Genomic DNA, 19332 nt, shown 5'->3' with positions numbered 1-19332 from the left:
AGGAACTTGCCATGTCCAAGCAAAAAATCCGCATCCGCCTGAAGGCGTTTGACTACAAGCTGATCGACCAGTCCGCTGCCGAGATCGTTGACACCGCCAAGCGCACCGGCGCCATCGTCAAGGGCCCCGTGCCCCTGCCGACGCGCATGAAGCGTTTCGACATCCTGCGCTCGCCGCACGTCAACAAGACCAGCCGCGACCAGCTCGAAATCCGCACGCACCAGCGCCTGATGGACATCGTGGATCCTACGGACAAGACCGTGGATGCCCTGATGAAGCTCGACCTGCCCGCGGGCGTGGACGTCGAAATCAAGCTGCAGTAATGGCTTTTGCGGGGTGGGTTCGCCCACCCCGCAAGGTCCGAAATAACGCGAACTTGCTTGCGAAAGCAGTTCGCGTTATACTTTAGGGCTTCGCTCGATTTGCGCCTTTGAAAAGGTGCCGGCCGTGCGGAGTTTTATTAACCTTCTTTCATGCACGCAGGCGAGAGCTTGCGGAAACGCCGTAGCCAATTGAAGTTGCGGCGGTGAGAGTTTTGGAGAAAACCAATGAGTCTGAGCAACTCCCTCGGGTTGCTGGGTCGCAAAGTGGGCATGATGCGTCTGTTCACCGATGATGGGGACGCAGTGCCTGTCACGGTGGTGGATGTGTCCAACAACCGCGTTACCCAGATCAAAACCCAAGAGAACGATGGCTACGTGGCCCTGCAGGTCACGTTCGGTTCGCGCAAAGCATCGCGCGTGACCAAGCCAGAAGCCGGCCACCTTGCCAAGGCAGGTGTGGAAGCCGGTGAAATCATCCAGGAATTCCGCGTGACCGCCGATACCGCAGCCCAGTACCAAGCTGGCGCCTCGGTGGCTGTGACGTCCGTGTTCTCCGTGGGTCAGAAGGTCGACGTGCAAGGCACCTCGATCGGTAAAGGCTACGCCGGTACCATCAAGCGCCACAACATGAGCTCGCAGCGCGCGTCGCACGGCAACAGCCGTTCGCACAACGTGCCTGGCTCGATCGGTATGGCACAAGACCCAGGTCGCGTGTTCCCCGGCAAGCGCATGACGGGCCACCTCGGCGATGTCACCAAGACCACGCAAAACCTCGATGTGATCCGCATCGACGAAGCGCGTCAACTGCTCTTGATCAAGGGCGCTATTCCGGGCTCCAAGGGTGGGTTCGTGACGGTGCGTCCAGCGGTCAAGGCCAAAGCCTCCAAAGGAGCGAACTAATGCAGCTCGAACTCCTGAATGACCAAGGCCAGGGCGCATCCAAGCTGGATGTTCCTGAAACCGTGTTCGGTCGTGAATACAACGAAGATCTGGTGCACCAGATCGTGGTGGCCTATCAGGCCAACGCACGCCAAGGCACTCGCGCCCAGAAGGACCGCGAGCAAGTCCGTCACTCGACCAAGAAGCCTTTCAAGCAAAAGGGTACGGGTAACGCACGTGCAGGTATGACCTCGTCGCCACTGTGGCGCGGGGGCGGTCGGATTTTCCCGAACATGCCTGACGAAAATTTCACGCAGAAGATCAACAAGAAGATGTACCGCGCTGGTATGTCTGCCATCTTGTCGCAGCTGGCCCGCGAAGGCCGTCTGGCTGTGGTCGACTCCCTGAAGCTTGATTCGCCCAAGACCAAGGTCCTGGCCGACAAGTTCAAGGCGATGAACCTGCAATCGGTGATGGTGATCGCCGATGAAGTGGACGAAAACCTGTACCTGGCTTCGCGCAATCTGGTGAACGTGCTCGTCGTCGAGCCCCGTTACGCAGATCCCGTGTCGCTGGTCCGTTTCAAGAAAGTGCTCGTCACCAAGGGTGCAATCGACAAACTCAAGGAGATGTTCGCATGAGCACACTCAAGTTTGACGAAGGTCGTCTGATGCAAGTGCTGGTCGCTCCCATCGTGTCCGAAAAGGCCACCATGGTTGCCGAGAAGTCCAATGCTGTGACGTTCAAGGTGCTGCAGAACGCTACCAAGCCAGAAATCAAGGCCGCTGTGGAATTGATGTTCAAGGTCGAGGTCAAGGGCGTTTCTGTGGTGAACACCAAAGGCAAGACCAAGCGCTTCGGCAAGACCGTCGGCCGCCGCGACAACGTTCGCAAGGCATACGTCACGCTGCAGCCAGGTCAAGAGCTGAACCTCTCCGGGGAGGCCGCGTAATCATGGCTGTCATCAAGATGAAACCCACTTCGCCCGGCCAACGTGCCGTGGTGAAGGTCACGCGTGACCACCTGTACAAGGGTGAAGCGTACGCCCCCCTGCTGGAACCACAATTCCAGAAGGCCGGCCGTAACAACAACGGTCACATCACCACCCGCCACAAGGGCGGTGGTCACAAGCACCACTACCGCGTGGTGGACTTCAAGCGCAACAAGGACGGCATTCCGGCCAAGGTTGAGCGCATCGAGTACGACCCCAACCGTACGGCCCACATCGCTCTGGTGTGCTATGCCGATGGCGAGCGCCGCTACATCATCGCTCCCCGCAACCTGGAAGTGGGCGCAACCCTGCTGTCCGGTTCGGAAGCCCCGATCCGCGCTGGCAACACGCTGCCGATCCGCAACATCCCCGTGGGTTCGACCATCCACTGCATCGAGCTCAAGCCCGGTGCCGGTGCGCAGATCGCCCGCTCGGCTGGTGCTTCGGCAACGCTGCTGGCCCGCGAAGGCGTTTACGCCCAGGTGCGCATGCGCTCGGGTGAAGTTCGCAAGATCCACATCGAATGCCGCGCCACCATTGGCGAAGTGGCCAACGAAGAACACAGCCTGCGCCAACTGGGCAAGGCCGGTGTGAAGCGCTGGATGGGTATTCGTCCCACGGTTCGCGGCGTTGCCATGAACCCGGTGGATCACCCTCACGGTGGTGGCGAAGGCCGCACCGGCGAAGGCCGCCATGCAGTCGATCCTTGGGGCAATCTGACCAAGGGTTATCGCACCCGTAACAACAAGCGCACACAGATCATGATCGTGTCGCGTCGCAAGAAGTAAGGGGTAACAGATGACTCGCTCTCTTAAAAAGGGTCCATTTGTTGACCATCACTTGCTGGCCAAGGTCGAAAAGGCCGTTGCCACCAAGGACAAGAAACCAGTCAAGACCTGGTCGCGTCGCTCCATGGTTCTGCCCGAGTTCATCGGTCTGACCATTGCCGTGCACAACGGCAAGCAGCACGTACCTGTCTATGTCACCGACCAGATGGTGGGCCACAAGCTGGGCGAATTCGCCCTGACGCGCACCTTCAAGGGTCACCCCGCTGACAAAAAAGCGAAGAAGTAAGGAACGACCATGTCTGAAACACGTGCAGTCCTCCGGGGCGTCCGTCTGTCGGTCGACAAGGGCCGTCTGGTCGCCGATCTGATCCGCGGCAAGAAGGTGGACCAGGCTCTGAACATCCTGAACTTCACGCAGAAAAAAGCTGCGGGAATCGTCAAGAAGGTTCTGGAGTCGGCCATCGCCAACGCCGAACACAACGATGGCGCCGACATCGACGAACTGAAGGTCAAGACCATCTACGTCGAACAAGGCACCACGCTCAAGCGCTTCACCGCGCGCGCCAAAGGCCGCGGCAATCGCATCAGCAAGCCCACGTGCCATGTGTACGTGACGGTTGGCAACTAAAGGCTCGGGAAGACTATGGGACAGAAAATCCATCCTACCGGCTTCCGCCTTGCGGTCAGCCGCAACTGGTCCAGCCGTTGGTACGCCAGCAACCGCGATTTCGCGGGCATGCTGGCCGAAGACATCAAGGTGCGCGAGTACCTGAAGGCCAAGTTGAAGAACGCCGCCGTGTCGCGCATCCTGATCGAGCGTCCTGCCAAGAACGCCCGCATCACCATTTACTCGGCTCGTCCTGGTGTGGTGATCGGCAAGAAGGGTGAAGACATCGAGAACCTGAAGAAGGAACTCGCTGCTCGCCTGGGCGTGCCCGTCGCAGTGAACATCGAAGAAGTGCGCAAGCCTGAAATCGATGCCAAGCTGATCGCCGACAGCATCACGCAACAGCTCGAAAAGCGGATCATGTTCCGCCGCGCCATGAAGCGCGCCATGCAGAACGCCATGCGTCTGGGTGCCCAGGGCATCAAGATCATGTCGTCCGGCCGTCTGAACGGTATCGAAATCGCTCGCTGCGAGTGGTACCGCGAAGGCCGCGTGCCACTTCACACGCTGCGTGCGGACATCGACTACGGTACCTCTGAAGCCAAGACCACCTACGGTGTGATCGGCGTCAAGGTCTGGGTCTACAAGGGTGACACGCTGGGCCGCAATGACCTGCCCGCCGTGGAAACGCCTCGTCCAGACGAAGAGCGCCGCCCACGCGGTCCACGCCGTGATGGCCGCCCAGGTGGCGACCGTCCAGGCGCAGGCCGTGGCCCACGTCGTCCTGTCGGTGGCAACACCGCTCCGGCCGACGGCAGCGACAAGCCAGCGGAAGCTGGTGGCGCTGATAACACCGCCGTTAAGCGCGTACGCAAAGTCGCCGCGCCCGCTACAGCAGCGGACGGTAAAGGAGAATAACTATGCTGCAACCTGCTCGCCGCAAATACCGCAAGGAGCAAAAGGGCCGTAACACTGGTGTCGCAACGCGGGGTTCCTCCGTTGCGTTCGGTGATTTCGGTCTGAAGTGCACCGACCGTGGCCGTCTGACGGCCCGTCAGATCGAGGCTGCACGCCGTGCAATCTCCCGTCACGTCAAGCGTGGCGGCCGTATCTGGATCCGCGTGTTCCCGGACAAGCCAATCTCTACCAAGCCCGCAGAAGTGCGTATGGGTAACGGTAAGGGCAACCCCGAGTACTACGTGGCCGAAATCCAGCCCGGCAAGATCGTTTTCGAGATCGTCGGTGTGCCCGAAGAACTGGCCCGTGAAGCGTTCCGCCTGGCTGCCGCCAAGCTGCCGCTGCGCACCACGTTCGTCAGCCGCCTGATCGGCGCGTAATTCAGGAGAACAAGCAATGAAGACTACTGAACTGCGCCAAAAAGACGTCGCCGGCATCGAAGCCGAAATCAAGGCGCTGCAGAAGGCCCATTTCGGCCTGCGCATGCAAAAGGCCACGCAGCAACTGGGTAACACCAACACGCTGCGCACCACCCGCCGCGATATCGCCCGTGCCAAGACCATTCTTGCTGAAAAGCAAGCCGCCAAGTAAGGAGCCCACATGACGGAACCTAAAAAATCCCTCAAGCGCACCTTGGTTGGCAAGGTGGTCAGCGACAAGCGTCAAAAGACCGTGACCGTGCTGGTCGAGCGCCGTGTGAAGCACGAGCTCTACGGCAAGATCGTTGCGAAGTCGAGCAAGTACCACGCCCATGACGAAAAGGGCGAGTACAAGCTGGGCGACGTGATCGAAATCACCGAGAGCCGTCCGCTCTCCAAGACCAAGAACTGGGTTGCCACCCGCTTGGTGCAAAAGGCCGGCCTGCTCTAAGCCCTCCCGGCTTACAGGCAGCACAGCCCCTCAAAACGACCCACAATGTGGGTCGTTTTGTTTTGTGGGCCGCGTTTTTTTGCAGGCCTGCAGGCGAATGTGTTCAATACCCCCAGCAACCCAAGGAGAGATCAATGATCAAAGTCGGTGACACCCTGCCAGCCAGCACCCTGATGGAATACTCGGAAGTCGAGGGCGAAGGCTGCTCCATCGGTCCGAATCCCGTGCCGGTGGACAAGGCCACGGCAGGCAAGACGATTGCCCTGTTCGCGCTGCCTGGCGCCTTCACGCCCACCTGCTCGGCCAAGCACGTGCCTGGCTACGTGGAAAAGGCAGCCGAGTTCAAGGCCGCCGGCGTGGATGAGATCTGGTGCGTGAGCGTGAACGATGCCTTCGTGATGGGTGCCTGGGCGCGCGACCAGAAGACCGACGGCAAGGTGCGCATGCTGGGCGACGGTGATGCCACCTTCGCCAAGGCGACCGGCCTGACGCTGGACCTGAACGGCAAGGGCCTGGGCCTGCGCAGCAACCGCTATTCGATGCTGGTGCGCGATGGCAAGGTGGTCACGCTCAACGTGGAGGCCCCTGGCAAGTTCGAGGTGAGCGACGCCGACACCCTGCTGGCCCAGGCCAGGGCGTGATGCCCTGATTTGCTATTCAATTGGTAGCTTCTGGCGCTTGTGAACCAGGCGCCAGAGCCCAAAAACCTCAGAAGATATCGACCTTGAGGTAGTGGGCCCCCGCAATGGGGTTGTGGTAGTAGGGCGGAATCTCCTCGAAGCCCAGGTCGGTGTACAGCGCGCGCGCCGACTCCATGTCGTCGAGGGTATCGAGCAGCACACAGGCATAGCCTGCCTGCCGCGCGAGGTCGAGCATGGCTTCGGCCAGCTCGCGGCCCAGGCCGAATCCACGGAACGCCTTGCGCACGTACAGGCGTTTCATCTCGCTCGCATTGGGGTAGTCGGCCGCATCCAGCGGCCGCAGGGCGCAGCAGCCCGCTATCGCGCCCTCCACCTCGGCCAGCAGCAGGGCACCGCGCGGCGCGGCATAGTCGCCGGGCAGGTGGGCCAGCTCGCTCTCGAAGTCCTGAAAGCACAGATCGACGCCCAGGGTGTCGGCGTATTCGCGGAAGATGTCGCGGACCGCCTGAAGCTCGGCAGGCGAGGAGGGGATCCGCAGGGTGACGGCAGGCTTGTCCAAGGCACAAAGTGGTGTGAAACGACGGAAGCCGCAGTGTAGCCAGTTCGGTTCAGAACCCGGGCGCCGCCGCCAGTGTCGACACCCACCAGGCCAGCCCGAAGCTCAGTCCCAGCACCACCAGCGCGACCACCCGGGTGGCCAGATCGTCGCGCGATGCAGGCGCGGGCGCCGCCAGCAGCTTGTCGCCGTGCAGCATGGGCTTGACCAGGCGCTGCTTGCGCACCAGCACGTAGAACACGATGGCCAGCAGGTGCAAGGCCACCAGCGCCAGCACCAGGTACTGCCCGATTTCCTGGTGGTAGCCCGTGGCCTGGCCCACCACCGCATTGGGCACGAACCGGGTGAGCGGGCCGGCAAAGGCGATCTCGTCATCGCTGAGCAGGCCGGTTGCCACCTGCGCGGCCAGCACGGCCAGCAGCGCGAACACGGACAGCGCCCCCAGGGGGCTGTGGCCGATGCTGTCCTCGGCGTGCGCCGCGCCGCGCACATAGCGCAGCACCCGGGCGGGGGAGTACAGGAAGCTCGCGAAACGCGACCAGCGCCCGCCGATCAGTCCCCAGACGGCGCGGAACACCAGCAGCGCCAGCACCACGTGGCCCAGCCGGAAATGCCACTCCATGGCGTTGCCGCCCACCTTGGCCGTGACCACCAGGGCCACGACGCAGGCGGCCAGGGTCCAGTGGAAGATGCGGGTGGGAAGGTCCCAGATGCGTACGGTGTGCTGCTGCGTCATGGTGGCGGTGGGCTGGGTGTTGAGGAGGAGGGGAATGGCCGCATTGTGAAGGAGGCGGGGTAAACCCGGAAGGAGGGCGCCGCTGCGAAACCCGTGGTAAACCGGCATACTCCCTGCGGGTCAAAAGGTTTTTGCATTTACCCCCCCCCACGAAAAAAGGAAATACCCCCATGAAAGCACTTGCCGCGTTCGCCCTTGCCGCTGCCACGCTGACCGTGTCGGCACCGGCCTCCGCCCAGTTCGCCAAGGCCGAGGACGCCATCAAATACCGCCAGAGCGCACTCTTCGTGATGGGCCAGCACTTTGGCCGGCTCGGTGCCATGGCCAACGGGCGCATTCCGTTCGATGCCAAGGCGGCGCAGGAGAACGCGGATGTGGTGGCCCACATGGCCAAGCTGCCCTGGGCGGGTTTTGGGGCGGGCACGGACAAGGGCGCTCCCACCAAGGCGCTGCCCGAGATCTGGACCGAGCAGGCCAAGTTCAAGGAACACTCCGAGAAGCTCGAGGCCGAATCCGTCAAGCTGGCCGCCGCGGCCAAGACCGGCAGCCTGGACAACCTGAAGACGGCCTTTGGCGCTGCCGCGGGCACCTGCAAGGCCTGCCACGACAACTACCGCGCCAAATAAAGTGCATCCCCCTGAGCGGCGTTGCCGCTTCTCCCTTCTCTCTGCGCGCTCCGGGAGGGGGACGACGCCAGCGCGGCGGGGCAGCCCTTGTGCGGCGTCCGCTGGCCGGGGCCGCGCGCGCTCAATGCGGATGCTATTAAAATGGTAGCTGTTTGCGCTGAACCCATAAGCGGCAAAGGCCGATTTCGCATGAAATCGGCCTTTGCCTTTGAAGGTGCCGTAGCGGCTCAGGTCTCGGCCAGCAGCTTTTCGATGAGCTGGTGCAGCTCGGGGAAGTTGGGTGCGCCCACGTAGGTCTTCACGATCTCGCCGCGCTTGTTCACGATGAAGGTCGAGGGCGTGAGCCGCACATCGCCCCAGGCCTGGGCCACCTTGCCGGTGTTGTCGATGGCGACCTGGAAGGGCAGCTTGCGGGTTTCGGCAAAGTTCACCACGTAGCTGGGCGGGTCGTAGCTCATGGCCACGGCCAGGGTGTCGAAGCCCTTGGCGTGGTACTTGTTGTAGGTCGCCACGATCTCGGGCATCTCGGCCACGCAGGTGGTGCAGCTCGTGGCCCAGAAATTCACCAGCGTGACTTTGCCGCGCAGATCGGCGGTGGACTTGCTGGAGCCGTCCAGCAGCACGAAGTTCGACTCCGGCGCCACGGAGCGGCCCGTATCCAGGTACACATAGGCGCCCACGGCCGCGAACGCCGCCACCGCCACACCTGCTGCCCAATGCTTGATCGCCATGACTTCCTATCCATCCAGAACTGTGGGCCGGGCCCGCGCCGAAACCCGGCCGCAGCCGGTGCCCCGATTGTCGCAGCTTGGGTGGAGTCGTGTGCTGCGCAAAAGTTCGCGCAAAACGGCGCACGCGGCCCGCGCTGCGTGCTGTGCCGATAATCGGCCCATGAACCGAACACCAACCCGCGCGGCCGCCTTGCCGCCCATGCTCCTGCTGGCGTGGCTGGCAGGCTGCAGCCCCGCGCTCAACTGGCGCAGCGTGCCGCTGCCCGAGGCGGCCATCACCATCACGCTGCCCTGCAAGCCCGACCGGGCCGTGCGCCCGGTGGAGCTGGCGGGCTCGCCCGTCGAGCTGGCCATGGCGGGCTGCGATGCGGATGGCGCGACCTTTGCGGTGTCGCATGCCGCGCTGGCCGACCCCGCGCAGGTGGGCGCGGCGCTCACGCACTGGCGGGCGGCCGCGATCGCCAACCTGGGCAGCGGCGCGGCCGCCCGCGCGGTCGACACGCCGTACGCGCCGCCGGGCGTGCTGCCCCTGCCCCAGTCGGTGCGCACCGTGGTCCAGGGCCAGCGCCCGGATGGCAGCGCCGTCACGGCCCAGGCTGTGTGGTTCGCGCGCGCCGTGGGCCCGCAGGTGCGGCTGTACCACGCGGTGGTCTACACCCCCAAGCCCCGCCCCGAGGTGGCCGACCAGTTCTTTGCCGGGATCACGCTCCAATGACGGCCCCCGGCGTGCTGCCGCGGCGGGCCGCGGTGATTGTCTTCCTGGCATTTGCCTTCGCGTATTTCCTGTCGGCCCTGGTGCGGGCGGTGACGGCCACCCTGGCGCCCACGCTGTCGCAGGAGTTCTCGCTGCACGCCAGCGACCTGGGGCTGCTGGCCGGGGGGTACTTCCTGGGGTTCGCGGCCACGCAGCTGCCGCTGGGCACCTGGCTGGACCGGCACGGGCCCAAGAAGGTCGCCCTCGGCTTCCTGGGCGTGGCCGTGGTGGGCAGCCTGGTGTTCTCGGTGGCGACGGGGTTCTCGGGCCTGCTGGCCGGCCGCGTGCTGTGCGGCGCCGGCGTCAGTGCCTGCCTGATGGCGCCCCTCACCGGCTACCGGCGCTGGTTCGAGCCCACCCTGCAGATGCGGGCGAACTCGTGGATGCTGATGACCGGCTCGCTGGGCATGGTGGCGTCCACGCTGCCGGTGCAATGGGCGCTGCCGCTGGTGGGATGGCGGCCCCTGTTCTGGGTCCTGGCCGCGCTGATCGCGGTATCGATGGTGGTGATTGCCGTCTGGGTGCCGGCCTGGGGCGCCACCACCCCGCGGGCAGACGGACCGGTGCCTCCTGCCGGGGCCACCGAGGGCGCGCAACACGGCTACGCCATGGTGTGGCGCCATCCCTACTTCCAGCGCCTGGCGCCCCTGGGGTTCTTCGTGTACGGCGGCATGGTGGCGATGCAGACCCTGTGGGCCGGGCCCTGGATGCAGCGCGTGGCGGGCTACACGCCGCTGGAGGCCGCCACGGGCCTCTTCTGGATCAATGTCTCCATGCTGTGCACGTTCTGGACCTGGGGCATGCTCAACCCCTGGCTGCTGCGAAAAGGGCTGGGGGCCGACCGCCTGATGGCGGCGGGCCTCCCGCTGTGCCTGGTGGTGCTGCTGGGCACCATCGTGGCGGGGCCCCGGGCCGGGGGCGGGGCGTGGGCGCTGTTCTGCATGTCGTGCACGTTCGTATCGCTGTCGCAGCCCGCGGTGGCCATGGCGTTCCCGCAGGCGCTCGCGGGGCGGGCCTTGTCGGCCTACAACCTCGTGATTTTTGCGGGGGTGTTCGTGGTGCAGTGGGGCATCGGCCTGGCGGTGGACGCCTTCGCCGCCGCGGGCCTGTCCGCGGTGCAGTCCTTCCAGGCCGCGATGGCGGTGTACCTCGCGTGCAACGCGGGCGCCTACGCGTGGTTCCTGCTGCGGGGGCGGCGCCATAATGTGCTGCAAACCACCGCGCCATGAGCACCACCAGCATCCTCATCATCGCCCACGCCCCGCTGGCCCATGCGCTGCGCGAATGCGCGCTGCATGTGTTCCCCGACTGCGGGGGCAGCGTGTCCGCGCTCGACGTGCAGCCCAACCAGCCGCCCGAGGAGTCGCTGGCGCAGGCCCGCATCATGCTCGATCAACTGGGCGCGGATTCGACGCTGGTGCTCACCGACGTGTTCGGCGCCACGCCCTGCAACATTGCGCAGCGCCTCATCGGTAACGTGCGCTCGCGCCTGGTGACGGGCGCCAACCTGCCCATGCTGCTGCGGGCCGTGAGCTACCGCCACGAGCCCCTTGATTCGGTGGTCACCCGCGCCGTGGTGGGAGGCACCCAGGGCGTCATGCAGGTGGCCATCTCCGCACCGCAGAACCAGAATACCCGCAACCGACATGATCAAGACCCGTACGACCATCAACAATAAACTGGGCCTGCATGCCCGCGCGTCGGCCAAGCTCACCAAGCTGGCCGGCAGCTTTCCCTGCGATGTCTTCATGAGCCGTGGCGACCGGCGCATCAACGCCAAGAGCATCATGGGCGTGATGATGCTGGCCGCCGGCATGGGCACCGAGGTGGAGATCGAAACCAGCGGCGAGCGCGAACAGGAGGCCATGGACGGGCTCCTGGCCCTGATTGCCGACAAGTTTGGCGAGGGTGAATGACCTTCTCCGTCCACGGTCTCGCAGTCGCCCGCGGCATCGCCATCGGCCGTGCGGTGCTGGTGGCGTCCAGCCGGGTGGACGTGGCGCACTATTTCGTCAAGCCCGAGCAGATCGAGGGCGAGATCGAGCGGGTGCGCAACGGGCGCAATGCCGTGGTCGAGGAACTGCAGCGCCTGCAGGTGGAGATGCCCGCCGATGCGCCGCATGAACTGACCGCGCTGCTCGACGTGCACCTGATGCTGCTGCAGGACGAGGCCCTCACGGGCGGGGTCAAGCACTGGATCACCGAGCGCCTGTACAACGCCGAGTGGGCGCTCACCACGCAGCTCGAAGTCATCGCGCGCCAGTTCGACGAGATGGAGGACGAATACCTGCGCGAGCGCAAGGCCGACCTGGAACAGGTGGTCGAGCGCATCCTGCGCTACATGAAGGGCGTGGCCAGCCCCGTGGCGCCGCCCGCCAGCAGCCCGCGCCGCAAGACCCAGCAGGACCTGCTGCTCGACGACACGGTGGACGTGCCCCTGGTGCTGGTCGCGCACGACCTCTCGCCCGCCGACATGCTGCAGTTCAAGCAGAGCGTGTTCGCGGGCTTCGTGACCGACGTGGGCGGCAAGACCAGCCACACCGCCATCGTGGCGCGCAGCATGGACATTCCGGCCGTGGTGGGCGCGCGCGCGGCCAGCCAGCTGGTGCGCCAGGACGACTGGGTCATCATCGACGGCGATGCGGGCGTGGTCATCGTGGACCCGTCGCCCATCATCCTGGCCGAGTATGGCTTTCGCCAGCGCCAGGTGGAGCTGGAACGCGAGCGCCTGGCCCGGCTGCGCCACACCCCGGCCATCACGCTCGACGGCCACAAGATCGAGCTTCTGGCCAACATCGAGCAACCGGGCGACGCCGCCGCCGCCGTGCGCGCCGGCGCCGTGGGCGTGGGCCTGTTCCGCAGCGAGTTCCTGTTCATGGGCAAGAGCGGCAACCTGCCCGGCGAGGACGAGCAGTACCGCGCCTACTGCGAAGCCATCGACGGCATGCAGGGCCTGCCCGTCACCATCCGCACCATCGACGTGGGCGCCGACAAGCCGCTGGACCACAAGAGCCACAAGGACAGCTACCTGAACCCGGCCCTGGGCCTGCGCGCCATCCGCTGGAGCCTGGCCGACCCGGCCATGTTCCGCACCCAGCTGCGCGCCGTGCTGCGCGCGGCGGCGCATGGCAAGGTCAACCTGCTGTTCCCGATGCTGGCGCACACGCACGAGATCCAGCAGACCATCGCGCAGGTGGACCTGGCCCGCGCCGAGCTGGATGCGCGCGGCGTGCCCTACGGCCCGGTGCAGCTGGGCGCGATGATCGAGGTGCCCGCGGCGGCGCTCATGGTGCGCACCTTCCTGCGGTATTTCGATTTCCTCTCCATCGGCACCAACGACCTGATCCAGTACACGCTGGCCATCGACCGCGCGGACGAGGCGGTGGCGCACCTGTACGACCCGCTGCACCCCGCCGTGCTGCGCCTGGTGGGCGATGTGATCGCCGAGGGCGAACGCCAGGGCAAGAGCGTCTGCGTGTGTGGCGAAACGGCCGGCGACGTGACCATGACGCGCCTGCTGCTGGGCCTGGGCCTGCGCAGCTTTTCCATGCACCCCGCGCAGATCCTGGCCATCAAGCAGGAGGTGCTGCGCGCCGACACGCGCAAGCTCGCGCCGTGGGCGCGCCAGGTGCTGGAGGGGGACGAACCCGCGGCCGCGCTGGCGCCGTAGGGTGGTGCTGAAATGCTCCTTAATTGATAGCTTTCTGCGCTTTATGGACCGGCACCAGGGGCCGGTTTTGCCAGATTTTTTTGAAAAGTGAAGCGCGGCGTCCGCCAGCCTGCAAGGCCGGCGGATGCACTTCTCCCCGCCCGTTCTGATGGCCTGCGCTGCATCCAGAAAAACCCATGCCTCCCATGCAGCTTGCCCACGCAGACCCGTCCCTCATCGACTCGCCCCAGGCCCTGCGGCGGCTTCTTGCGACCCTGGGCCTCGTCGTGCTGGGGAACAGCAGCATGTACGTGGTGTCGGTGGTGCTTCCGGCGGTGCAGAGCGAGTTCGGAATCGGCCGCGCCAGCGCCTCGCTGCCGTATACCCTGATGATGGTCTGCCTGGGCCTGGGCGGGCTATGGACAGGGCGGCTGGCGGACCGCCACGGCCTGATGCCCGTGCTCTGGCTGGGTGCCCTGGCGGTGTTTGGCGGCTTCATGGGGGCGAGCCTGTCGGGCAGCATCTGGGCTTTCGGCCTGGCGCACGCGGTGATGGGGTTCATTGGCGGCTCCGCGACGTTCGCGCCCTTGCTGGCCGATACGGCGCTCTGGTGGAATCGCCGGCGGGGCATCGCGGTGGCGGTGTGCGCCAGCGGCAACTACGTGGCGGGCGCGGTCTGGCCGCCCATCGTGCAATACGGCGTCGACTCCATCGGCTGGCGGCCTACCTACATGGTGCTGGGCAGCATCTGCGGCGTGGGTATGCTCGCGCTGTCCCTGCGCATGCGCCAGCGCCCTCCCGCGATTCCGGCGTCTGCGGCAGCGGGCGCGAACCGGGCGGCGCCGGACCGTGCCCGCCCTTTCGGCCTGGCTCCGAACCACGCGATGGCGCTGCTGTGCCTGGCAGGCATCGCGTGCTGCGTCGCCATGGCCATGCCGCAGGTCCACATCGTGGCCTACTGCACGGACCTGGGCTTCGGCGCCGCCCAGGGCGCCCAGATGCTGTCGCTCATGCTGGCCTGCGGCATCGTGAGCCGTCTTGTGTTCGGGCTGATCTGCGACCGCATCGGCGGCATCCGCACCCTGTTGCTGGGATCGGCGCTGCAGGGCATCGCCCTCGTGCTTTTCCTTCCCTACGACGGCCTGGTGCCGCTGTACGTCATCTCGGGGCTATTCGGGCTGTTCCAGGGCGGCATCGTGCCCACCTACGCCATCATCGTGCGCGAGTACTTCCCGCCCGGCCAGGCGAGCGTGCGGGTGGGGGGCGTCATCATGGCCACGCTCGTCGGCATGGCGCTGGGCGGCTGGCTTTCCGGCTGGATATTCGACGCCACGGGAAGCTACCACGCCGCCTTTCTCAACGGCATCGGCTGGAACCTGCTGAACCTCTCCATCACCGGCTGGCTCTACCTGCGCGTGCGCCGGGAGCGCGCGGCCCCGCGCATGCCGTGAATTGCTCCTGAATAGATAGCTTTCCGCGCTTTCCGGACAAGCACGGGAGGCCCGCTGGATGCAGATTCACACGGGCCGCCGCAGGGCCAGCACGCTCCAGCGCACGTCCGGCCGCCCCTGGGCGTCGTCCCGCGTGCCGCTGTGCGCGGTGGCCAGCCCGTGCCGTGCGCCCAGCGCCGCCGTTTCCTGCATCGACACGTCGAACATGCGCCGGCCCCGGGGCACGGGGCCATGGCGCAGCGACATCACCACCAGCGCGCCCGGCGCGAGCAGGTCCGCCACGGCCCGCATGGCGGCGGCGCGTTCCGCGGCGTCCAGATGCATCCACACGGCGGTCAGCAGCACCAGGTCGAACTGGCGGCCCCGCAGGCCGGTGAGCGCGGGCAGGTGGTCGTCCACCCACTCGATGGTCAGCCCCGCGTGGATGCGCTGCCCCTCCTGCCGCAAGGCCGCCGTGGGCTCGGCGGCCACCACATGGTGGCCCGCGCGCACCAGCGCGGCAGCGTCCCGTCCCGAGCCCGCGCCGATGTCGAGCACCCGGCTGGGCGTGCGCGGGAACAGGTGCAGCGTGCTGCGGTGCACATCGGCGAACGCGATGCTTTCATACTGCGCCGCCAGCGCGGCGGCGTGCGTGCCATAGCCCGCCGTGCCGGGGATGGGGAGGGTGTCCATGCGAGGATCGGGTTTGCTATCGGATAGATAGCTATCAGCGCTTGATGGGCAAGCGCCTGGGCCATTTTGATTGAATCAGCGCGCCCGCATGCCCATCACGGCCGCGCCGATGATCATCACCGTGGCCAGCGCGATGCTCCAGGTGAACGGGCGGCCGCTCACCGCGATCAGCAGCGCGGTGGACGCCAGCGGCGTGATGTAGCTCAGGATGCCGATGTGCCGCGCGTCGCCCAGCTTGAGTGCCTTGTCCCACAGAAAGAACGAGGCGCCCAGCGGGCCCAGGCCCAGCACGGCCAGCAGCGCCCAGTCGCGCGGCTGCAGCGCCACGGCGGGCTCCAGCAGCGCGTGGCACAGCAGCGACAGCACGCCCGACACCAGCCCGAACAGGCCGATGGCGGTGGTGGGGAACGCCGCCACCCGCTTGGTCATGAGCGAATAGGTGGCCCAGATGAAGGCCGCCGCCAGCGCCGGCAGGTAGCCCCAGGCGAGGGTGCCGCTCAGCGCGCGCCCGCCCGCGATGGCGATGGCGGCCCCGCCAAAGCCCAGCAGTGCCGCCAGCACATGCGGCGTGCGCAGCGACACGCCGGGCAGCACCACGGGCGAGAGCACGACGATGAACAGCGGCCACAGGTAGTTGACCAGGTTGGCCTCGACCGGCGGCGCGTGGCGCAGCGCGATGAACAGCAGGAAGTGGTAGGCGAACAGGCCGTACACCCCCAGCGCCAGCGTGCGCGCCGGAATGCGCCACTGCGACGGATCGCGCAGCACGAAGGGCCAGGCCGGCACGCTGCCGATGATGAGCGCGATGCCCGTGAGCAGGAACGGCGGAATGTGGGTGAGCGACACGCCCAGCGAGGCGAGCGAGGCCCACAGGGCGATGGCGCCGAGGGCATAGAGATTGGCTTGCATGGGCTTGACTGTATGCGCGAGCGGCGGCCCGCATCGTCGCGCAACGGCGGCCGCTCGTCGCGCAGCGGCGGTGCGGCGGCGCCGCACCGGTCATTCCCTCACCGATCCATGCATCCATTCATTTGCTCACTCACCCATTCGCCGATTCATTCACCGGGGCCCGGGCTCCCCGCCGCGCCCGCCTGGCGCCGCAGCGCCGCGGTCAGCGCCGAGGGTGAACGGTAGCCCGTGCGCTGCGCCACTTCGGCCACGGCCATCCCGCCGCCGCGCAGCAGCCGGGCCTGTGCCAGCCGCTGGCCGCGCAGCCAGGCCATGGGCCCCAGGCCCTGCTCGTCGCGGCAGCGGGCCGCGAACTGGCTGGGGCTCAGGTGCACGCGCGCGGCCAGGTCGGCGACCGAGAGCGCCCCGTCCCACTGCTGCGCGGCCCACTGCCGCAGCGCGGCCCAGTCGATCGGCCGCTGGCGCGAGGGTGCCAGGCCGGGGGGCCAGGCGCGGGGGCCGGAGCCTGCCAGCCACGCCTCCAGCAACAGCGCCGGGCCGTGGGCCTGCGCCAGGGGGCGGCCTTGCTGCAGTGCGCCCGCCAGGTAGTGCGCCAGCGGCAGGGCCTCGGCGGGGGGCGCGCTGGCGCCCTGGCCGTGCGGCCGCAGGCAGCGCGCCCATCCGGGCTGCGCACTGTCGAGCACCAGGCACAGGCTGCCGCGCGCCGACTCGAAGTCATGGCGGTCGCCCGGGGCGATCACGCACCCCCCGCCTGGGCTGACGCGCACGCCGCGCCCCTCGACTTCGAGGTCGAGGGCGCCGGACAGCCCCAGCAGGACCTGGAAGTGGTCATGGCTGTGGCTGCCGGGAGAGGCACCGTAGCGGCGCAGCGAAAGCTGTTCGGAGGAGGGCATGTGCACCGTGGATTTTGCTGCAACCGCACACGGACCACCAGCCGGGCGGGCGCGCGCCGGGGTGGCGATTTTTTCCTTCGCGCTTTGAATTTATGTTGCTAGAGTGAATTTCAACAAGTGGCAACAAGGAATTCATATGGTTTCAAGTGCGGGCTTGGCGCAGCCTGCAGAACTTTCAGGCAGCGGTTCCGACGAGCTGTTGGCGTGCCTGCTCATTGTTGCCAAGGCCCACGGCCTGCCTTCGACGCCCGAGGCGGTGATGGCCGGGTTGCCTGCTGAAAACCACCGGCTGACCCCCGGCCTCTTTGCCCGTGCGGCCCAGCGCGCGCACATGAGCAGCCGTCTCGTGCGGGAGCCGCTGACCCGCGTCAAGGACGCCTTGCTCCCGGCGGTCCTGCTGCTGCAGGGCGAGCGCGCGTGCGTGCTCCTGGGCTGGAGCGACGGCCACAGCGAAGCGCGTGTCGTGCTGCCCGAACTGGGGGACGCGCCCATCCAGGTGTCGCGCGCGGCGCTGGAGGCGGACTACCTGGGCACCACGGTGTATGTGCGCCCTTCCCAGCGTTTCGATGCGCGCGCCCCGCAGGTCAGGGCGGGCCGCCATGGGCACTGGTTCTGGACCGTGCTGGCCGAAAACCACGGGCTGTACCGCGACGTGCTCATGGCCGCCTTCCTGGCCAACCTGTTCGCCCTGGGCATGCCCATCTTCACGATGAATGTCTATGACCGGGTGGTGCCCAACAACGCCATCGACACCCTGTGGGTGCTGGCGCTGGGGCTGTCCATCATGCTCGTGGGCGACCTGGTGCTGCGCACGCTGCGCGGGCGCTTCGTGGACCTGGCCAGCAGCCGTGCCGACGTGAAGCTGTCGGCCTACATCATGGAAAAGGTGCTGGGCACGCGCATGGAGCAGCGGCCGGCCTCGGCGGGCTCGTTCGCGTCGAACCTGCGCTCGTTCGAGTCGGTGCGGGACTTCATCAGCTCGGCGTCCGTCGTGGCGTTCATCGACCTGCCGTTCGGCCTGATCTTCATCGTGGTGATCGGCTGGATCTCGTGGCCGATGCTGATCCCGCTGCTGTGCGGCGCGGCGGTGATGCTGCTCTACGCCCTGGCCGTGCAGGGGCGCATGCACGCGCTGTCCGAAACAACCTACCGCGCGGGCGCGCAGCGCAATGCCACGCTGGTGGAGGCGCTGGTGGGCTTCGAGACCGTGAAGGCGCTGGGCGCGGAGGCGCCCCTGCAGCGCAAGTGGGAGCGCAGCACGGCGCTGCTGGCCCGCGTGGGCGTGCAGCTGCGCCTTCTGTCGGCCACGGCCAGCAACACCTCGGCCTTCCTGCAGCAGCTCATCAACCTGGTGATCGTGATCGTGGGCGTGCACATGATCGGCGAGCGCCAGCTCACCATGGGGGGGCTGATCGCATGCACCATGCTCGCGTCGCGGGCCATGGCGCCGGTGGGGCAGGTGGCGGGCCTGCTCGTGCAGTACCACACGGCATCGACGGCCCTGACCTCGCTCAACGAGATGATGAAGCGCGAGGTGGACCGCCCCGAGGGCGCCAGCTTCATCAGCCGGGGGCGGCTGCAGGGCGCGATCGAGTTCAGGGATGTCGGCTTCACCTACCCGGGCCAGCAGACGGCCTCGCTGCGCAACGTGACGCTGTCCATCAAGCCCGGCGAGCGGGTGGCCATCCTCGGGCGCATCGGCTCGGGCAAGACCACGCTGCAAAAGCTGATGCTGGGGCTGTACCGGCCGACCTCGGGCGCGGTGCTCATCGACGGCATCGACCAGCGCCAGCTGGACCCCGCCGAGCTGCGCCGCCAGGTGGGCTACGTGCAGCAGGACGTGGTGCTTTTCTATGGCTCGCTGCGCGAGAACATCACGCTGGGCGCCCCGCTGGCCGACGACGCGGCCGTGGTGCGGGCGGCCGAGATCGGCGGCATCCTGCCGCTCGTGAATGCGCACCCGCAGGGCTTCGACATGCTGGTGGGGGAGCGGGGCGAGTCGCTGTCGGGCGGGCAGCGGCAGGGCGTGTCCATCGCGCGCGCCGTCATCAACGATCCCGTGGTGCTGCTGCTGGACGAACCCACCTCGTCCATGGACCATTCCAGCGAGGAGGACATCAAGCGCAGGCTGGCCGATTTCTCGAAGGGGCGCACGCTGGTGCTCATCAGCCACAGGACCTCGCTGCTGGCCCTGGTGGATCGCATCATCGTGATGGACGCGGGCCGCATCGTGGCCGATGGCCCCAAGGAGCAGGTGGTGCAGGCCCTGCGCCAGGGCCGCATCGGAAAGGCGGTGTGA

General features: G+C 66.7%; 26 protein-coding genes. 20 read left to right on the top strand and 6 right to left on the bottom strand.

The window, feature by feature from the left end; translation table 11 throughout:
• Positions 1 to 11 precede the first annotated feature (11 nt).
• From rpsJ to AC07PV_RS08825, 12 genes are all read left to right on the top strand, one after another.
• Entirely contained in the window at positions 12 to 323 is a 312-nt protein-coding gene (gene rpsJ / locus AC07PV_RS08880) for a 30S ribosomal protein S10 (RefSeq protein ID WP_005796953.1), read from the top strand.
• Between the two features lie 225 nt (positions 324 to 548).
• Complete coding sequence (gene rplC / locus AC07PV_RS08875) at positions 549 to 1223, top strand: 50S ribosomal protein L3 (RefSeq protein WP_218298005.1); 675 nt, start codon at positions 549 to 551, stop codon at positions 1221 to 1223.
• Entirely contained in the window at positions 1223 to 1843 is a 621-nt protein-coding gene (gene rplD / locus AC07PV_RS08870; RefSeq protein WP_008906425.1) for a 50S ribosomal protein L4, read from the top strand. The genes rplC and rplD overlap by 1 nt, the downstream gene beginning before the upstream one ends.
• On the top strand, positions 1840 to 2154 hold the full coding sequence (gene rplW / locus AC07PV_RS08865; protein WP_007847815.1) for a 50S ribosomal protein L23: 315 nt from the start codon (positions 1840 to 1842) through the stop codon (positions 2152 to 2154). The genes rplD and rplW overlap by 4 nt, the downstream gene beginning before the upstream one ends.
• A gap of 2 nt (positions 2155 to 2156) precedes the next feature.
• Positions 2157 to 2981 (top strand): 50S ribosomal protein L2, encoded by an 825-nt coding sequence (rplB, locus tag AC07PV_RS08860; RefSeq protein ID WP_010467175.1) that lies wholly within the window; start codon positions 2157 to 2159, stop codon positions 2979 to 2981.
• Positions 2982 to 2991: 10 nt separating this feature from the next.
• Positions 2992 to 3267, top strand: coding sequence for a 30S ribosomal protein S19 (gene rpsS, locus AC07PV_RS08855; protein WP_010467177.1), 276 nt, complete (start codon positions 2992 to 2994; stop codon positions 3265 to 3267).
• 9 nt (positions 3268 to 3276) lie between these two features.
• Entirely contained in the window at positions 3277 to 3609 is a 333-nt protein-coding gene (gene rplV / locus AC07PV_RS08850) for a 50S ribosomal protein L22 (protein WP_007847806.1), read from the top strand.
• Positions 3610 to 3624: 15 nt separating this feature from the next.
• The gene (gene rpsC, locus AC07PV_RS08845) at positions 3625 to 4506 is read left to right on the top strand and encodes a 30S ribosomal protein S3 (protein ID WP_142149114.1); all 882 of its coding nucleotides are present in this window, start codon (positions 3625 to 3627) and stop codon (positions 4504 to 4506) included.
• Positions 4507 to 4508: 2 nt separating this feature from the next.
• On the top strand, positions 4509 to 4925 hold the full coding sequence (gene rplP, locus AC07PV_RS08840; RefSeq protein ID WP_218298006.1) for a 50S ribosomal protein L16: 417 nt from the start codon (positions 4509 to 4511) through the stop codon (positions 4923 to 4925).
• Positions 4926 to 4941: 16 nt separating this feature from the next.
• Entirely contained in the window at positions 4942 to 5136 is a 195-nt protein-coding gene (gene rpmC / locus AC07PV_RS08835) for a 50S ribosomal protein L29 (RefSeq protein WP_008906429.1), read from the top strand.
• 9 nt (positions 5137 to 5145) lie between these two features.
• Complete coding sequence (gene rpsQ / locus AC07PV_RS08830) at positions 5146 to 5415, top strand: 30S ribosomal protein S17 (RefSeq protein WP_218298007.1); 270 nt, start codon at positions 5146 to 5148, stop codon at positions 5413 to 5415.
• A 134-nt stretch (positions 5416 to 5549) separates the two neighbouring features.
• The gene (locus AC07PV_RS08825; protein ID WP_218341849.1) at positions 5550 to 6056 is read left to right on the top strand and encodes a peroxiredoxin; all 507 of its coding nucleotides are present in this window, start codon (positions 5550 to 5552) and stop codon (positions 6054 to 6056) included.
• A gap of 67 nt (positions 6057 to 6123) precedes the next feature.
• Here the strand turns inward: AC07PV_RS08825 and AC07PV_RS08820 are convergent, their stop codons facing one another.
• Both AC07PV_RS08820 and AC07PV_RS08815 read right to left on the bottom strand, forming a co-directional pair.
• Complete coding sequence (locus tag AC07PV_RS08820) at positions 6124 to 6615, bottom strand: GNAT family N-acetyltransferase (protein WP_218298009.1); 492 nt, start codon at positions 6613 to 6615, stop codon at positions 6124 to 6126.
• Between the two features lie 49 nt (positions 6616 to 6664).
• Positions 6665 to 7348, bottom strand: a complete 684-nt coding sequence (locus AC07PV_RS08815) for a cytochrome b/b6 domain-containing protein (RefSeq protein WP_494630003.1) — start codon at positions 7346 to 7348, stop codon at positions 6665 to 6667.
• 170 nt (positions 7349 to 7518) lie between these two features.
• On the opposite strand from AC07PV_RS08815, the gene AC07PV_RS08810 reads away from it, so the two are divergent.
• Positions 7519 to 7974, top strand: a complete 456-nt coding sequence (locus AC07PV_RS08810) for a c-type cytochrome (protein ID WP_218298011.1) — start codon at positions 7519 to 7521, stop codon at positions 7972 to 7974.
• Between the two features lie 227 nt (positions 7975 to 8201).
• Here the strand turns inward: AC07PV_RS08810 and AC07PV_RS08805 are convergent, their stop codons facing one another.
• Positions 8202 to 8705 carry a TlpA disulfide reductase family protein gene (locus tag AC07PV_RS08805; protein WP_218298012.1) on the bottom strand — a complete coding sequence of 168 codons (504 nt, stop codon included), beginning with the start codon at positions 8703 to 8705 and terminating at the stop codon, positions 8202 to 8204.
• A 160-nt stretch (positions 8706 to 8865) separates the two neighbouring features.
• Between AC07PV_RS08805 and AC07PV_RS08800 the strand changes: the two genes are divergently transcribed.
• The 6 genes from AC07PV_RS08800 (at position 8866) to AC07PV_RS08775 (ending at position 14559) form a co-directional block, all read left to right on the top strand.
• Positions 8866 to 9420 carry a hypothetical protein gene (locus tag AC07PV_RS08800; RefSeq protein WP_218298013.1) on the top strand — a complete coding sequence of 185 codons (555 nt, stop codon included), beginning with the start codon at positions 8866 to 8868 and terminating at the stop codon, positions 9418 to 9420.
• Positions 9417 to 10688, top strand: coding sequence for an MFS transporter (locus tag AC07PV_RS08795; RefSeq protein ID WP_494630002.1), 1272 nt, complete (start codon positions 9417 to 9419; stop codon positions 10686 to 10688). Before AC07PV_RS08800 ends, AC07PV_RS08795 begins: the two co-directional genes overlap by 4 nt.
• Positions 10685 to 11137 carry a PTS sugar transporter subunit IIA gene (locus AC07PV_RS08790; protein WP_218298015.1) on the top strand — a complete coding sequence of 151 codons (453 nt, stop codon included), beginning with the start codon at positions 10685 to 10687 and terminating at the stop codon, positions 11135 to 11137. The genes AC07PV_RS08795 and AC07PV_RS08790 overlap by 4 nt, the downstream gene beginning before the upstream one ends.
• Positions 11106 to 11375, top strand: a complete 270-nt coding sequence (locus tag AC07PV_RS08785) for an HPr family phosphocarrier protein (RefSeq protein ID WP_218298016.1) — start codon at positions 11106 to 11108, stop codon at positions 11373 to 11375. Before AC07PV_RS08790 ends, AC07PV_RS08785 begins: the two co-directional genes overlap by 32 nt.
• Positions 11372 to 13129: a phosphoenolpyruvate--protein phosphotransferase gene (gene ptsP / locus AC07PV_RS08780; protein ID WP_218298017.1), complete on the top strand. Its 1758-nt coding sequence runs from the start codon at positions 11372 to 11374 to the stop codon at positions 13127 to 13129. The genes AC07PV_RS08785 and ptsP overlap by 4 nt, the downstream gene beginning before the upstream one ends.
• Before the next feature lie 185 nt (positions 13130 to 13314).
• Complete coding sequence (locus tag AC07PV_RS08775) at positions 13315 to 14559, top strand: MFS transporter (RefSeq protein WP_492254414.1); 1245 nt, start codon at positions 13315 to 13317, stop codon at positions 14557 to 14559.
• A 66-nt stretch (positions 14560 to 14625) separates the two neighbouring features.
• Here AC07PV_RS08775 and AC07PV_RS08770 read toward each other — a convergent pair whose 3' ends face one another.
• From AC07PV_RS08770 to AC07PV_RS08760, 3 genes are all read right to left on the bottom strand, one after another.
• Entirely contained in the window at positions 14626 to 15231 is a 606-nt protein-coding gene (locus AC07PV_RS08770; RefSeq protein ID WP_494630001.1) for a class I SAM-dependent methyltransferase, read from the bottom strand.
• 75 nt (positions 15232 to 15306) lie between these two features.
• On the bottom strand, positions 15307 to 16140 hold the full coding sequence (locus AC07PV_RS08765; protein WP_218298020.1) for a DMT family transporter: 834 nt from the start codon (positions 16138 to 16140) through the stop codon (positions 15307 to 15309).
• Positions 16141 to 16286: 146 nt separating this feature from the next.
• Positions 16287 to 17033, bottom strand: a complete 747-nt coding sequence (locus AC07PV_RS08760; protein WP_218341843.1) for an AraC family transcriptional regulator — start codon at positions 17031 to 17033, stop codon at positions 16287 to 16289.
• Between the two features lie 136 nt (positions 17034 to 17169).
• Between AC07PV_RS08760 and AC07PV_RS08755 the strand changes: the two genes are divergently transcribed.
• On the top strand, positions 17170 to 19332 hold the full coding sequence (locus AC07PV_RS08755) for a type I secretion system permease/ATPase (RefSeq protein WP_494630000.1): 2163 nt from the start codon (positions 17170 to 17172) through the stop codon (positions 19330 to 19332).

It is taken from the genome of Acidovorax sp. GW821-FHT09A11 (assembly GCF_059418365.1).
The sequence above is the reverse complement of the archived record's forward strand: the minus strand, read 5'-3'. Positions and strand labels throughout refer to the sequence as shown.